Origin of the sequence: Spirillospora sp. NPDC046719 (assembly GCF_040645715.1) — a bacterium.
In the GTDB taxonomy this organism is placed as follows: domain Bacteria; phylum Actinomycetota; class Actinomycetes; order Streptosporangiales; family Streptosporangiaceae; genus Spirillospora.
In genome coordinates this window covers 15,686-29,766 of the sequence record NZ_JBEYYT010000024.1, presented here as the reverse complement: position 1 = coordinate 29,766, position 14,081 = coordinate 15,686, and the positions used below count along the sequence as shown (strand labels likewise).

General features: G+C 70.1%; 13 protein-coding genes. 5 read left to right on the top strand and 8 right to left on the bottom strand.

The window, feature by feature from the left end:
- Positions 1-18: 18 nt before the first annotated feature.
- From ABZ914_RS06975 to ABZ914_RS06965, 3 genes are all read right to left on the bottom strand, one after another.
- Positions 19-1,899 carry a thiamine pyrophosphate-binding protein gene (locus tag ABZ914_RS06975; RefSeq protein WP_500192151.1) on the bottom strand — a complete coding sequence of 627 codons (1,881 nt, stop codon included), beginning with the start codon at positions 1,897-1,899 and terminating at the stop codon, positions 19-21.
- A gap of 488 nt (positions 1,900-2,387) precedes the next feature.
- Positions 2,388-2,975 carry a VOC family protein gene (locus ABZ914_RS06970; protein WP_500192150.1) on the bottom strand — a complete coding sequence of 196 codons (588 nt, stop codon included), beginning with the start codon at positions 2,973-2,975 and terminating at the stop codon, positions 2,388-2,390.
- Positions 2,976-3,054: 79 nt separating this feature from the next.
- Complete coding sequence (locus ABZ914_RS06965; protein ID WP_500192149.1) at positions 3,055-4,257, bottom strand: acyl-CoA dehydrogenase family protein; 1,203 nt, start codon at positions 4,255-4,257, stop codon at positions 3,055-3,057.
- A 277-nt stretch (positions 4,258-4,534) separates the two neighbouring features.
- Here ABZ914_RS06965 and ABZ914_RS06960 point away from each other — a divergent pair, with 277 nt between their 5' ends.
- The 4 genes from ABZ914_RS06960 to ABZ914_RS06945 all read left to right on the top strand — a co-directional run bounded on the left by ABZ914_RS06960 (position 4,535) and on the right by ABZ914_RS06945 (position 8,512).
- Positions 4,535-5,716 (top strand): PucR family transcriptional regulator, encoded by a 1,182-nt coding sequence (locus ABZ914_RS06960; protein ID WP_500192148.1) that lies wholly within the window; start codon positions 4,535-4,537, stop codon positions 5,714-5,716.
- A 102-nt stretch (positions 5,717-5,818) separates the two neighbouring features.
- Positions 5,819-6,250, top strand: coding sequence for a flavin reductase family protein (locus ABZ914_RS06955; RefSeq protein ID WP_500192147.1), 432 nt, complete (start codon positions 5,819-5,821; stop codon positions 6,248-6,250).
- 13 nt (positions 6,251-6,263) lie between these two features.
- A complete protein-coding gene (locus tag ABZ914_RS06950; protein ID WP_500192146.1) occupies positions 6,264-7,559 on the top strand; it encodes a PucR family transcriptional regulator in 1,296 nt (431 codons plus the stop codon).
- 104 nt (positions 7,560-7,663) lie between these two features.
- Positions 7,664-8,512: a fumarylacetoacetate hydrolase family protein gene (locus ABZ914_RS06945; RefSeq protein ID WP_500192145.1), complete on the top strand. Its 849-nt coding sequence runs from the start codon at positions 7,664-7,666 to the stop codon at positions 8,510-8,512.
- Positions 8,513-8,639: 127 nt separating this feature from the next.
- On the opposite strand, the gene ABZ914_RS06940 is transcribed toward ABZ914_RS06945, so the two are convergent.
- Both ABZ914_RS06940 and ABZ914_RS06935 read right to left on the bottom strand, forming a co-directional pair.
- Entirely contained in the window at positions 8,640-8,792 is a 153-nt protein-coding gene (locus ABZ914_RS06940) for a hypothetical protein (protein ID WP_500192144.1), read from the bottom strand.
- A gap of 276 nt (positions 8,793-9,068) precedes the next feature.
- On the bottom strand, positions 9,069-9,359 hold the full coding sequence (locus ABZ914_RS06935; RefSeq protein WP_500192142.1) for a hypothetical protein: 291 nt from the start codon (positions 9,357-9,359) through the stop codon (positions 9,069-9,071).
- A 163-nt stretch (positions 9,360-9,522) separates the two neighbouring features.
- Here ABZ914_RS06935 and ABZ914_RS06930 point away from each other — a divergent pair, with 163 nt between their 5' ends.
- Positions 9,523-9,843, top strand: a complete 321-nt coding sequence (locus ABZ914_RS06930) for a TetR family transcriptional regulator C-terminal domain-containing protein (protein WP_500192169.1) — start codon at positions 9,523-9,525, stop codon at positions 9,841-9,843.
- A gap of 470 nt (positions 9,844-10,313) precedes the next feature.
- Here ABZ914_RS06930 and ABZ914_RS06925 read toward each other — a convergent pair whose 3' ends face one another.
- The 3 genes from ABZ914_RS06925 to ABZ914_RS06915 all read right to left on the bottom strand — a co-directional run bounded on the left by ABZ914_RS06925 (position 10,314) and on the right by ABZ914_RS06915 (position 13,984).
- Positions 10,314-11,099: an enoyl-CoA hydratase/isomerase family protein gene (locus tag ABZ914_RS06925; protein ID WP_500192141.1), complete on the bottom strand. Its 786-nt coding sequence runs from the start codon at positions 11,097-11,099 to the stop codon at positions 10,314-10,316.
- A 134-nt stretch (positions 11,100-11,233) separates the two neighbouring features.
- Complete coding sequence (locus ABZ914_RS06920) at positions 11,234-12,967, bottom strand: CocE/NonD family hydrolase (RefSeq protein ID WP_500192140.1); 1,734 nt, start codon at positions 12,965-12,967, stop codon at positions 11,234-11,236.
- Between the two features lie 381 nt (positions 12,968-13,348).
- Complete coding sequence (locus tag ABZ914_RS06915) at positions 13,349-13,984, bottom strand: TetR/AcrR family transcriptional regulator (RefSeq protein ID WP_500192139.1); 636 nt, start codon at positions 13,982-13,984, stop codon at positions 13,349-13,351.
- Positions 13,985-14,081: the final 97 nt, after the last annotated feature.

The window sequence follows — 14,081 nt, the reverse complement described above, 5'->3', positions numbered from 1 at the left end:
GGCCGGGAAAGATGTTCGTCAGGCGGTGACGTCGAGGGCGGCGGCGATGATGCTGTCGGTGTCGAGGCCGTGGCCGCGGTACACCGATTCCAGGTCACCGGATTGGCCGAAGGTGGATACGCCTAAATGAACGGCGGGCACCGAGTTGATGGTGGCCAGGAAGGCCAGGGTGTGGGGGTGGCCGTCGAGCACGGTCACCATCGGTGCGGCGCGGTGTGCGGGGAACGCGACGTCCAGTACCCAGGTGTCGCCGGGCATCGTGCCGGTTCGGGCTTGCAGGGCCCGGAACAGCAGCCCTGGGCTGGTGATGCACACGACGTCGGTGCTGGTGCCGAGCGCCTCCAGCCGGTCGGCGGCGGCCAGGGCCTCGGGCAGCAGTGCTCCCATGGCGGCGATCGTCACGGCCGGGTGTTGGGTCCCGGCCGCCCTTTTGAGCGGGTAGGCGCCGGCGACGACCTGCCGGCGTCGTCGCCGGCGTGCGGCGGGGTCGGTGGGGACGGCGGCCAGGTTCTGGTCGATCGGGCGGGTGGACAGCCGCAGGTAGGCCGAGGTGCCGTCCGGTCGGCCGAGGCGGGCCAGGCAGGCGAGCAGGGTCCACTCCACGTCGATCGCGAAGGCCGGTTCGTAGGCGATGCAGCCGGGCTGCTCGACTCCGGTCGAGGGGGTGGTGATCGATTGGTGCGCGCCGCCTTCGGGTGCGAGGGTCACGCCGGAGGGTGTGCCGACCAGGATCGACTGGCCGCCGGCGTAGACGCCGAAGGACCAGGGTTCCAGGGCGCGCTGGACGAACGGGTCGTAGAGCACTCCGATGGGCAGCAGCGGCTGGCCCCAGCGGCTCCAGGTCGTTCCCATTTCCGCCAGTGCCCCGACCAGGTTGACCTCGGCGATGCCCAGTTCGAGGTGCTGCCCGGTGGGCCGCTCGCGCCAGTGCAGGATCGTTTCGGGGTCGTCGTCGAACCAGTCCGGGCGTTCGCTGGGGGACCAGACGCCGACCTTGTTCACCCAGCCTCCGAGGTTGGTGCTCGACGACACGTCGGGGCTCAGGGTGACCACTCGGCGCGCCGCCTCGGGGGCTTGCCTGGTGAGGTCGAGCAGAGTGCGGCCGAGCGCGGCCTGGGTGGTGGCGCGCCCGGTGGGGGTGCGCCCGAGGTCGGTGGGGATCGGTGGGACGGTGGTCGGGGTGACCGGCGGGCGGCGGAGTCGTTCGGCGGTGCGTGTGCACAATTCGGCCGCCGATCCCGCGGGGAACCGGGCCCAGGGGTCGTCGATGCAGGCTCCGACGCGGGCGGCGAGTTCGGCGAGCTGATCGGCAGTCAGCAGCGCGGAGTGGTTTTGCGGGTGTCCCTCGCTGGCCAGCCCGTACCCTTTGATCGTGTAGGCGAAGATCACGGTCGGGCGGGTGTCGTCGATCGCGGCCAGCGCGTCGCTCACGGCGCGCAGATCGTGGCCGCCCAGGTCGCGGAGCGCGGCGTGCAGGGTGGCGTCGTCGAGGGAGGCGACCAGGTCGGTGGTCGCGGTGCCCGCGCCATCACCGGGCAGCCGCCGGCGCAGCTGGTCAGGGCTGCAGCGCAGCAGCCGCTGATACTCGGCGTTGGGCATCTGGTCGATCCGGCGGCGCAGGGCGTCCCCGCCTGGCCGGTTGAACAGCGCTTGGAGCAGGCGCCCGTACTTGACGGTGAGGACCTGCCACCCGGCGGCGGCGAACATGCCCTGGAGCCGGTCGGGGGCGGCGACCGGGACGATCCGGTCCAGCGATTGGCGGTTGAGGTCGACGATCCAGACCACCTCGCCCAGTTCGGCGACCATCGGGTCGCCGATGGCCTCCCAGCACGCGCCCTCGTCCAACTCCGCGTCGCCGAGCAGGGAGTACTGCCGTCCGGTGCCCGCTGTGCCGGTCACCGAGTTGACGTACCGGCGGGCCAGCGCCCCCCCAGATCGGCGCGGTCGCGCCGATGCCGACCGAGCCGGTGGAGTAGTCGACGGGATCGGGGTCCTTGGCCCGCGACGGGTAGCTCTGCAGTCCGCCGAAGGCGCGCAGCGTCGTCAGGTACCGCTGGTCGAGTTCGCCCAGCAGGTAGTTGATCGCGTGCAGGACCGGTGAGGCGTGCGGCTTCACCGACACCCGGTCCTGGACGCGAAGGTGTTCGAACCACAGCGCCGTCATGATCGTCACCATCGAGGCGCTGGAGGCCTGGTGCCCGCCGACCTTCAGCCCTGCCGGGTTGGGCCGCACCCGGTTGGCGTGGTCGACGATGGCGGTGGACAGCCACAGCAGCCGCCGCTCCACCTCCCGCAGCGTGGCCGCCCCCTCCTCGGCGGCGGTATCCGGCATCACCATGTCGATCATCTGGCGTTCCTCCGGGCGGGCGCCGTGCCGGTCGAGCGGATCATTGGGCCGGGGCCGGGAAGCGGATCGGCGCCACCGGCTGGTGGACCGTGCGCACCAGGAAGTCGCTCTGCGGGGCGCCGCCGCGCAGGCGGGCGAGCCAGTCCGCCGGGTCGAACTCGACACCGATCGGGTTCTCGGCATAGCCGGGGCCGGCCATGAAGGCGTTGGCCTCCTCGGCGGAGGCATAGCTTTCGACCTGGAACTCCATCTGGTTGCCGTCGGGATCGGCGTAGTACAGGGAGATGGTGATGCCGTGGTGCAGGCACCAGTACGGCTCGACGCCGATCGCCCGCAACTGGTCCCAGTTCTCCAGCAGGTCGCGCAGCGAGGCGAAGGTGTAGGCGACGTGGTCGACGCCGACCAGACCCTGCCGGTTCCTGTCCTCAGGGGCGGGGTCGGGGTCGATCAGGTCCAGGTTGACGAAGGCGAACCGGTGATGCTCCTGGTCGTAGGTCAGGAACGCAAGCGCCTCATCTTTGAACTGGACACGGGCGTCGAACACCTTCTGATACCACTCCAGCATGGTGTCGAACCGGTGGGTGCGGTAAACGACGTGCACGAAACGTGCGGGGCGGATGCGGTCCATGGTCATCTCCTTGAACGGTGCGGTCGGGCGCCAGGCGGAGTGGCACGGCCCCAGGCGGGTGTCAGGCGTCCGGCGGGTTTCAGGACAGGGGGGTCATCTGCTCCTGGATGCCGAGCAGGGCCCGCCCGTAGGCCTCGGCGCTGATGCTCGGGTTGGCGACCGCGTGGCGGGCGGCGGTGGCCGAGTCGCGCCAGATCCGCTGCAGCGGGTTGGACTCGGCGAAGCTGGAGGCGCCGTTGACGTCCAGCAGCAGGTCGATGGCCTGGCGGGCGCGCGTGATGGCGTAGCCGGTGTCCATACGGACGCGCAGCCGTTCGGTGACGTCCAAGGGCCGGCCCTGGGCGGCGGCCTGGTCGATGTCGGCGGCGGAACGGAACATGTGCAGCGCCGCGGTGTCGATCAGCTCGGTCGCCCGGGCCACCTCGAACTGGGTCGAGGGCGCCTGGATGGCCTGGTCGTAGAAGGTGTAGGAGATGCCGCGCCTGCCGATGGTGTCCAGCGTCCGGTCCAGGGCCGCGCGGGCGAGGCCGAGCTGGGGCCCGGTCAGCACCACCGCCAGCGCCGGGACCAGGGAGGAGCGGTAGAGCGGCTCGTCGGGATGGTTGTCGGGCTGGTCGGCGCCCAAGGCCACCGGGATGAGCCGGTGCGCGGGCACGAAGACGTCGTCGGCGATGAGGGTGTTGCTGCCGGTGCCGCGCATCCCGGCCACGTGCCAGGTGTCCTTGATCGTGAGCTGGTCGATCGGCACCATCACGTTGCCGAACGCGACGATCCGCCCGTCATCGCCGCTGACCTGCACGCCGAGCATCGCCCAGGTGGCGTGCAGGCTGCCGGAGGCGAACCCCCAGGAACCGGTGACGAGGTAGCCGTCGCCGGTGGGGATGGCGGTACCGCTGGGGGACAGCACACCGCAGGCCCGCGCGTCGGGGTCGGCGCCGAAGATCTCCTCACGCACCGGCTCGGGGGCGATGCCGGCGGCCCAGTTGCAGACGTTGAGCAGTGTGCACACCCAGGCGGTGGAGCCGCAGGCGCGGGCGATCTCGGCGTGGACGGCCAGGAAGGTCGCGAAACCGGCTTCGTGGCCGCCGTAGCGGCGCGGCACGGTCAGCTTGAACAGCCCGGCCTCGGTGAGGGCGGTGACGGTCGCCTCGGGCAGCCGCCGCTGACGTTCGGCCTCGGCGGCGCCCGTTTCGATCAGCGGCCGCAGGTCTCGGGCGCGCTGGACGAGGTCGGCGTCGATGGACGGGCTGTACTGCAACGGGAACTCACCGGGAACCGGCACGGAAGGCCTCCTCAACGAACGGGTGTCCGCTGATTTCACGGCGCATCATGGGCGTCACGCTTGGTCCGCCGGCCCAAACTTGCCGCCCGCGGTTGCACCCGGCGTCCTCGCCGCCGGCTTGACCGCATGGTGGAGTGCGGTGATGGACCTTTCCTGGATCAGCCGCCTGGACGGCCCTGCGCAGGCAGAGCCGTGCTGCGACCCGGCCACCTCGGTCCCGGCGAGGCGAGTGCTCGGGGACGGGCCGCTGCGGTGGGCGGTCACCGCCGCTCAGGCCATGACGCAGCAGATCATCGACAACGTTCCCGAACAGGGAATCGGTCCGGCGCCGTTTGAGACACTGCGGCGGGCGTCCGAGGCGGCGGTGCTCACCTGCCTGTGCGGCCTGGCAGGCGGGCAGGCCGATCGGGTGACCCGCGATGGCGTCGAACTCGTCCGCGACTGCGTACGCCGCGGCATACCGCTGGACCGGGTGCTGCGCGGTGTCCGTGTGGGACATGCCTGCCTGCACCGCGCGCTGCGCGACGCCGCGCCCGGCCGCCAGATGCCCGCACCACTCGCCGAGATGTTGTTCGAGCAGGTCGACCGGCTGTCAGGTGAACTGGCGGAGGTGTACGTCGCTGAACGCAACCGGTCAGAGGTGAGCGAGGAGGCCGCGCGCTGGCGCATGATCGAGGCGATCATCGCCGGGGAGCAGTCCGATCCGGTGGCCGCCGAACGTGTCCTGGGCTATGCGCCCAACCGCCACCATGTGGCCGTCATCCTCTGGCGGCAGGGATCGCGCGACGGCGGCGGGCATCCCGCACGGCTGGCCGCCGACCTTGCGGACGCGTGCGGTGGCGACGAACTGCTGCAGGTGAGCGGGCATGCCGCAGCCGTGTGGGCCTGGATGGGATTCGATGTCCGGCCGCGCCGGCTGCCATGGCCGTCCCACCTGCCGGACGGGTGGCGCGCCGCGGCCGGCCCGCCGTCCTACGGCGTGGCGGGGATGCGGCGCAGCCATCTGGCCGCCCGGCGCGCCGCCTCGATCGCCGCGGCACAACCCACCGCGGCCGGCGTGTGCGACTACCGGGACGTGCGCACCGCATGCCTGCTGACGGGCGACGCCGAGCAGGCACGCTGGTACATGCTGGAGACCCTCGGCGCCTTGGCCGCCGAAGACGGCTGGACCGAGCAGTTGCGCAACACCCTGCGGTGCTACCTTGCGTCGGGACGGAGCCTGAAAGCGACCGCCCAACAGCTTGAGGTGGCCCGCAACACCGTCGCCTACCGCGTCAAACGCGCCGAGGAACTACTCGGAGCCCGCACGCCCATGGATCCCCTCGAGACACGGCTCGCGCTGGAGATCATCAGGTTTCCCGGCGTGCTGACGCCCAGGCCGGGAGCATCCAGCGGCGCGACCAACGACGGGCCGGACCGGCTACGGCACATGTACTTCAAGACGGGACTGCTCCCGTGACCAAACGATCGGCGTTGGTTGGTGCCCGCAGACCAAGCGGAGCCGTCGACCCGCCACGCACAGTTGAACGCCATGAGCCCGTTGCGAGAAATCATGCGGCATGTGCCCTCCAGCGTCGCGATCGTCACTGCCGTGCACGACGGCGTCCCCGTCGGGATGACCATCGGCTCGTTCACCTCGGCGTCGCTGGAGCCGCCGCTGGTGTCGTTCTTCACCGGAAAGTCCTCCGCCACCTGGCCGCTCATCGAGAAGGCGGGCAGGTTCTGCGTGAACGTCCTGTCGGCGCACCAGCCGCAGATCGCCACCGCGTTCGCCTCCCGCGACACCGACCGGTTCGGCGACCGCGCCTGGACGCCCAGCCCGCTGGGCTGCCCGCAGTTGGACGGCGTCCTGGCCTGGCTGGACTGCGAACTGTACGCAACCTACGAGGTCGGCGACCACACCGCGGTCGCGGGCCTGGTCCACGGCGCCCACGCCTGCGACAACGCGACACCCCTGGTCTTCTTCCGCGGCAGACTCGCAGCCCTGGGCTGATAGGACTGGCCAGGTGAACCACGTCCCGCACGACTGGATCCTGGCCCTGGCACCCCCCGACACCCCGCAGGGTGCGGCCGAGCCGGCCTGCTCTGCGGTCACCATCGCGGTGGCGACGGCGGTGCTGGGCTCGGGTCCGGTGGCGTGGGCCGTGCAGACCTCGCTGGAGATGACCGACGAGATCATCGAACGCGTACCCGAGCACGGCGGCGGCCCCGCGCCGTTCGCCACGCTGCGTATCTCGGTGGAGGCGACCGTACTGCTGGCACTGTGCGGACTGCTGGAGGACGTTCCACCCGACCACGCGCAGTTCCCCCAGGAGGCCGTCGCCGGAGGCGTGGAGTTCGCGCGCCGCGGCATCCCGTTGGACCGCGTGCTGCGGGGCGTACGGATCGGTCACGCCCGCCTGCACCAGGCGCTCACCGCCATCATCGACACCCAGCCCGAACCGGTCCGCCGCGCCGAGAACCACCGGGTGAGCGATCTGCTGTTCGCCTATGCCGACGCCCACGCCAGCCGGCTGGCCGAGGAGTACCTGGCCGAGCGGGCCCGATGGGAAGCGGGCCGGGAGGCCGATCGCCGCCGGCTCGTGGAGGCCCTGCTCGCCGGCAAGGACGTCCCCACCGAATCGGCCTCCGCCACGCTGGGATATGAGCTGGCCCGCCACCATCAGGCGTTCGTGGTGAGCGGCGACCGCCACGTCCCCGCCGCCGACCTGCACCGTCATGCCGAAGATCTGTCCCGCGCCCTGGCCGCGGACGGATGGATGAGCCTGTCGGTCGTCCCAGGCCAGGTGTGGGCTTGGGCAGGCTGGCGGGCGGCCCCACCGCCCGGTCACAGCGATCCGGGCCGCAGGTTGCGGCCACCGCCCGGAGTCAGAGTGGCCGCCGGACCCGTGGCGTACGGGCCGCAGGGACTGCGCCGCAGCCACGTGGGAGCACGCGAAGCCGACCGGGTCGCCTCCGCGGCGGGCGCCGGCTGGTGGTGCGACTACAGCCGACTGCGGACCCTGTCCCTGGCGACCATCGACGACGAACAGGCCCGCTGGTACGCCGAAGACGTCCTCGGCGCGCTGCTGACCGACGACGAACGCACCCGTGAACTGCGCGAGACCCTGCGCGTCTACCTGGCCTGCGAACGCAGCCCCCAGAACGCCGCCGAACAGTTGCACATCGCCCGCAACACCGTCACCTACCGCGTCCACAAGGCCGAGGAACTCTTGGGCCGCACCATCGACGACCCCATGGAGTTGCGGCTGGCCCTGGAGATCGCCCGCACCCTGGACCCCGCGCCCAAGCCGCGCACCTGACTTTGGCCTGGCGGGCCAAGTCGTTGTCGCCGCTTTCCTCATTCAATGCGGTGAATCCCCTCGGGCTGAGCTGCCGGGGCGACACACCAACCGCGGAGGAACGGATGCGCATCGCGAATTTGGCCGGCCGGGCCGTGCTGCTGACCGGCGACGGAGCCATCGACATCCACAAGGCCAGTGGCGGGACCCTGAGCCCCGACCCGCAGGCGCTGTTCGAACGCTGGCACGAGACCCGGCCGATTCTGACGGCCCTGACCGGCGAGGCGTCCCCCTACAGCGACAGCGATCTGCGGGCGCCGGTGCCCCGCCCCGGCCAGATCTTCGCCATCGGCGTCAACTACCGCGAACACGCCGAAGAGTCCGGTATCGACATCTCCACCCTCGCCACGTGGCCGATGACCTTCACCAAGTTCGCCTCCTGCCTGACCGGCCCGTCCGCCACCGTCACCCTGCCCGAAGGCTGTGTCGACTGGGAGATCGAACTCGTCGTGGTGATCGGGAAGGGCGGCCACCGCATTCCCGCCCACGACGCCTGGGAACACGTCGCCGGGTTCACTATCGGCCAAGACCTGTCCGAACGGATCGGCCAGTGGTCCGGCCCCACCCCCCAGCAGTTCTCCCTCGGCAAGTCCCACCCCGGATTCGGCCCCACCGGCCCCGCCGTCGTCACCCTCGACGAACTCACCGACCCCAACGACCTGGCCATCGGCTGCACCCTCAACGGCGAAACCATGCAGGACGCACGCACCAGCGACATGATCTTCCCCGTGCCCGAACTGATCAGCCACCTGTCATCGGTCGCCACGCTGCGACCCGGCGACCTCATCTTCACCGGAACCCCTGCCGGAATCGGCGCCACCCGAACCCCCGCCCACTTCCTGGACGACGGCGACCACCTGGTCAGCACCATCGAGGGCCTGGGCACCCAACACACCACCTTCCGCGCGACCTGACGACGGCCCGCGCCTCCCGAGCCGGCGGCCCATCCGGCAAGTCGTTCGAACGCCGACCGCCGCTGCTATCTCACGCAGCTCACCCCCGCCGGTCCAGCAGCGGACACGCACAGAGATCGGCACAGCATCAGAACAAGGTGTTGCGCACGCGCAGGGGCCGGTACCCGGTGGGGCCGAGCTGGGCGAGCTCGCCCTCGATGTCGACATCGATCGAGCCGAAGAAGTTGATGTTCTCCCCGTGCCCGGTGTGCGGCCACCCGCTGCCCGACCGGACCGGCAAGCCCGGACGGCCCGGGGCTCGGGTCCGTGCGACCAGCCGCAAAGTAGCTGTGGGTGACTGCGGTGACGGCGGGTGTTTGCATCAATGACCCGTTCTGCGAGGTCAGCGCGCTGCCACGTTTCCGCAGGCTGCCATCTCGCAGATCCCCTCTCACAACCCCGAAGTTCTGCGAGACCGTCTTGCGAAGCTCCTGACCTGCACGAACGACCTACTTTGGGGCCGGTGGTCCGGACCCGAGTCCCGGGCCTGGATGGCCGCCAGCATCCCTGCCTCCCGCTAGAACACCGAGCATTTGTCGGAGATCAGCATGCCGTCTCCGGTGGTCCTGCCGTTGTCACACAGGAAGTGGGTGGGCGAGCCCCACTCTTGGATGGTGAGCCTGCTGTAGTTGCCGGTCGGCTTAGGCTTGCAGCCTGTCGCGATCACGCCGCCGTTGTACAGGACCTGGTCGCAGAGGAAGTAGGGATACGCTGCGGCGTGCGCCGTAGCGTGCGCCGAGGCGGGAAGAGCGGCCAGTGCCGCGGCCGCCGCAACGGCGGCCGCCGCGACGGTGAGGTTCCTGCGCATGCTGTTTCTCCTCCGGGTTCGTATCCGGGCACCCGCCCGGCTTCTCTCTGTAGTTATAACACTACATAGAGCCACATTTGCGGAGGCGGTGCGCAAGGGGACGGCGTCCTTCTCCCGAACCTGTCCCCAGCCGCCAGGTAGCCGAGCGTGACCGGCGGTTGTCATAACATCCGCCTCCGACCGGGCGGGGGCGGCCTGCTTCGCCGCCAAGATGGCCTTGGAGGTCGGCGCCTCCGACCCCGAGGTGAAACGCCTGGCCAAGGAGTGCTCCTCCGTGGTCCGGACGGCGGTGGCCGAGTGTGTGCGAGCGGCGCAACGCAACGGTGACATCGACCCCGACGCGGATCCCGACGACCTCGCGTACCTTCTGCTGACCATCATCCGCGGGACCGATGTAGTAGGCGCGTACGGCCACAGCCCCGCCCGCCTGACCTCGATCGCGGAGAGTGCGTTCGCCTTGCTGCCTCGCCCGCGCCACACCTGAGAAGGACACGGCCGGCCTCGCTGTACAGGCATCCGATGCGGTCGGCCCGCTTCGACGCCGCGGAGGGCACGGCCCGCAGGATGAGGGCAGCGGTACGGACTCCCGCTGGGCGTCGACGAGTCGGCGACCTCCTGCTCACCCACGTGGCGAACGACCCCGTACAACCGGGACCACGACCAGGCAGGGGCGCCCCCCATGCTGACGCGCTGGATCGCCCAGGCCCACGGCCGCCACCGCGCCCCCGGCAGCTCGCTGACTTCATCACCTCAGCCGAAGAGTGACCGGGTGTGCTCCCTTTGGGGGCTCGTGCCGTCTTGTGGTGCCCCGAAAGGCCCGAGGTTGCCTCCTGGTAATTCGTGCCGCGGACAGCGCGGAGAGCTGGCTTGTCACCCCCGAGCACCAGCGGTTCATGTGACCAGGCGGTGTCGAGTCCTCTTCTCAGGGCGCGTACGGGCGGCCACAGGTGAGCACTAGCGGCCGGTGTACACCGGTGGTCGTTTTTCCAGGAACGCTGTGCGCGCTTCGGCTGCGTCCGCGGTGGCGTTGGCGAGGATCTGGGTCCGGTTCTCCAGGTCCAGGGCCGCCTCCAGTGACGGTGCGTCGATGTTCTGGCGGTAGACCTGTTTGGTCATCTTCTGCCCGAACGGGCTGAGCGCGGTGATCGCATCGAGGACGGTGTCGGCCGCCTCGGTGAGCCGGTCGTCGTCGACGAGGCGGCTGACCAGGCCGATGTCGAAGGCCTCGGCGGCGTCGACGTGCCGGTTTGTGATCATGAGGTCGGCGGCGCGGCCCAGCCCGACCAGGCGGGGGAGGAAGTAGCTGATGCCGCACTCGCCGGCGGACAGGCCGATGTTGGGCGCGCCGATGATGAAGCGCGCCGACCGTCCGGCGATCCTGATGTCGCCGGCGAGGCTGAGGCCCAGCCCAGCGCCCGCTGCCGGGCCGTTGATCGCGCTCACCACGGGAACGGGGGCGCACGCCACGGCGCGGATCATTCGGGCGAAGCGCTCCTGGACCAGGAGGGCGTCCGCGTTGCTGCGGCCGCGTTGGCGTTCGTCGGCGCCCGCGATGTCGACACCTGCGCAGAAGCCTCGGCCGGTTCCGGTGATGAGAACCGCTCGATGCGCGCCGGCACCGGTGATGCTCTCAGTGATGTCGTCGACCATTTCCGGCGTTAGCGCGTTGAGTCGATCGGGCCGGTTCAAACGCACGACTCGCACGCCGTCGTCTCGATCCTCGACCACGACGTTCGACATCGCATCTCCTTGGTCCGGTTGCTCAGAGGAAGTACTGCTCGCCCCGCCGATGGGCGAGCCCCGGTGGGACGCCTCCCGACCAGTGCGAGTGCCTCACCGGTGGGCGTACAGTCCCATCGGCCTGCGCGCCGTGCTCAACGTCGGATGATCGGGAGGACGAGCCGGCTGGGGTGCTCGGGACCGTGCAAGATGCGGTTGGTGGCCGCGACGGCCTCTTCGAGAGACTCCTCCGCGATGCAGCCGCCCGTGTTGGTATTGCGGTCGAAGCGAGGGAAGTTGCTGCTGGACACTTCCAGGCGGATCCGGTGCCCGGGCAGGAACACGTTCGAGGTCACCGACAGGTCGAGAGTGATCTCGTAGACCTGCTCCGGCTCGAGGAGTTCCGGTTCGGCCAGTGAGTTGCGGTAGCGGGCACGCAGGATGCCGTCGGTCAGGTAGATCGCGCGGCCGTCGGGATGGACGTCCACCAGCTTTCCGGTGAAGTCGGTGTCCCGGGCCGACGAGACGATGTGCAGGATCAGTGACACATGCCCGGTGACCTCGACCGGCTCCTGGAGAACCGGCGTGGTGTAGCAGAGAACGTCCGGGCGGGCCTCGACCTGGCGCTGGTCGACCGGGCCCGTGGCATTCAGGGTCGCGGGCATGAGCATGCGGCCGCCGAGGCTGGGCACCGGTTGGGCCGGGTCGTACACATAGGTGTCGGCTGCCCCGACCGACGGGAGGCTGGTACACAGGGCGCCATCGCCGTCGGCGGTGTTGGCCTGGCCGGCGCCGTCGAGGAAGTAGTCGATGTAGGTGGTGTCGGGCAGGGGCCAATCCTGCTCGTCGCGCCATCGGTCGATGCCCATGACGAAGATCCGGACCGGGGCCGTGCCGTCGAGGGCGTCGGTCTTTCCGCGCAGCCAGCGGTCGTAGAACCGCACGTGCGCACCGGTGAGATCGGCGGTGGCCGCGTCGCCGGACGGGCCGAACCGGCGGTCGTGGTAGGCGCCGGTCTGGCCGGTGTGGTCCCAGGGACCGATGATCAATTGCTGCCCCTCGCGCGCTGCGGTGCTTCCGGCTTCGGCCTTCGCGCGGGTGTAACTGCGTGTGGTGTTGTTGACGAAGAGGTCGAACCAGCCGCCGACGTTGAGAGCAGGCACGGTCACCGCCTCGAATCGGTCGGCGACGCACAGTTCCTGCCAGAATTCGTCGCGGTCGGCGTGCCGCAGCCAGTCGGGCCACCACGGGCAGTGCTTGGCCAGGAGTTCCTGCTCTGCGGGCATCCCGTTGAGGTGGGCCTGCGGGTCGGAGAACGCGCCGGCCAGTGCCATCAGCGTCTGGAGATCGCCGTCGCCGCGCGATACCGACCGCTGGGCGGCGCGGACCGTCATCATCGTGCTCCAGAACCAGGCGGTGTGCCAGGAGAGCGCGCCGCCCTCGCAGTACCAGGGGCCGGCGTAGTAGTCCGTGCTCGTAATGGTCGGCGCGATGGCCTTCAGCCCCTCGGGGGACTGTGAGGCGGCGGCCCATTGGGTGAAGCCGAAGTAGGAGGCGCCGTAGGCGCCGACGCTGCCGTCACACCACGGCTGTTCGCACACCCAGCCGATGGTGTCGGCACCGTCCTGCGGTTCGTTCGCCATCGCAACGAACTCGCCGTCGGAGTCGAAGGTTCCGCGGCAGTCTTGCCAGACCAAGGCGTAGCCGGCATCCAGCAACTCGAAGATGTTGGGGAGCAGGGGGCTGCCCAACGAGACCACGTTCTTGCCGTACGGCAGGCGAACCAACAGTGCCGGTCCGGGGCCGCCGTCGGGAATCCACAGGTCCGTGGCGAGAGTGACTCCGTCCCGCATCGGCACCATGACGTCCTTTTCCACCCGGAAACCCATGGGCGAGCCTTCCTGCCGTTCGCTCCCGGCCTTGTGACCGGCGTCCCTTCGCGGGATGGGCGAAATTAATTAACTAATATAGCTGTATATGTGGCGGCTGTCACATCGGTTCGCCGGGACGCCCGTCCGGCCGCTGCACCGTGCGAAGTTGGGGCAGGGCAGAGATCCGCTGTTCGGACCGATGCCGTGGTGGGCGCTGGCGGGCGCGCGGGACTGGAGGAGTTCCTCCGCCGGAAGAACGTCTTCGCCCACGCGCCGCCCGCGACCTAGCCGCTAGGGCGGTCAGCGCCGTGGCGCAGACCGCTCCGCCCAGGAGGCGCCACCCGCTCGCCGGGACCCGATCGTGAGAAGGCCTCGTTGAATCAGGTCTCGGGCCTTGAATCAGGTCTCGGGGCCGAGGAGCTCGGTGAGCAGGTGCTCGTGGATCTCGCTGTGACCCTTCAGTTCGTCGGGGACCGGCATCGCCCGGCGGAGGCTCACGTGGCCGTGCAAAGCCGTCCACAACAGCACAGCCAGTTGTCGGGCGTCCAGGCGCGGGTGCGGGCGGATCTCCAGAAGCATGCTCACCGCGGCTTCCCAGGTGTCGAGGATCTCGCTCACCGGGTGTTCGGCGAGCCGTTCCTCGGGCACGGCGGACTGTTCGAGGTCGAACATCAGACGGTAATGGCGCGGCCGGTCGAAGGCGAAGGAGCAGTACGCGTCCGCTATCGCGGCCACCCGCTGCCGCGGGGAGCCGTCGGACGACTGCTCCGCCTCCCGCATCACGGCGGCGAGTTCGCCGTAGGCAGCCGAGAGCACTCCCCATACGATCTCGGTCTTGTCGCGGAAGTGCCGGTAGATGCTCGGCGCGGCGATCCCCGCCTCCCGGGCGATCGCCCTCAGTGAGAGGTTCTCCTCGCTGCCCCCCTGTGCGAGCAGCCGTCCGGCGGCCATGAGGATCTCGCCCCGCAACCGGTCCCCCTGCCCCCAGCGGTTCGGGACGCGGGTACGAGTGGGGCCTCGCTGCGCCGGCGCCATGCGTTCGCCTCCTTGTCGCGGACGATGCGGAACCCTACTGCAGGCTCGACTGGCTAACACATGTTACTCAACTTGGCTTACATGTGTTAGCCTCTGG